This window comes from Escherichia sp. 93.1518 (assembly GCF_013368915.2).
GTDB classification, from domain to species: Bacteria; Pseudomonadota; Gammaproteobacteria; order Enterobacterales; family Enterobacteriaceae; genus Escherichia; species Escherichia ruysiae.
This window is the reverse complement of the sequence record NZ_JABWMT020000142.1, coordinates 1-221: the sequence shown is the minus strand read 5'-3', so window position 1 is coordinate 221 and position 221 is coordinate 1. Positions and strand designations below refer to the sequence as shown.

The 221-nt window shown below is 63.3% G+C and carries 1 protein-coding gene; it reads left to right on the top strand.

Annotated features, from left to right (window positions below; translation table 11 throughout):
- A partial coding sequence (locus tag HEN21_RS22825; RefSeq protein WP_445297818.1) for a phage tail tip protein J-related protein occupies positions 1 to 221 on the top strand: 221 nt, incomplete at both ends.

Here is a 221-nt window from a genome sequence, read left to right as displayed (position 1 = left end):
GTGAGCGGCTGGTCAGCACGGCCCGGACGACGGAAACCACATACCGCTTCAGGCAGCTGGCGCTGGGAAATTACAGGCTGACAGTCCGGGCGGTAAATGCATGGGGACAGCAGGGCGATCCTGCATCGGTATCGTTCCGGATCGCCGCACCGGCAGCGCCGTCGCGGATTGAGCTGACGCCGGGCTATTTTCAGATAACCGCCACGCCGCATCTTGCCGTT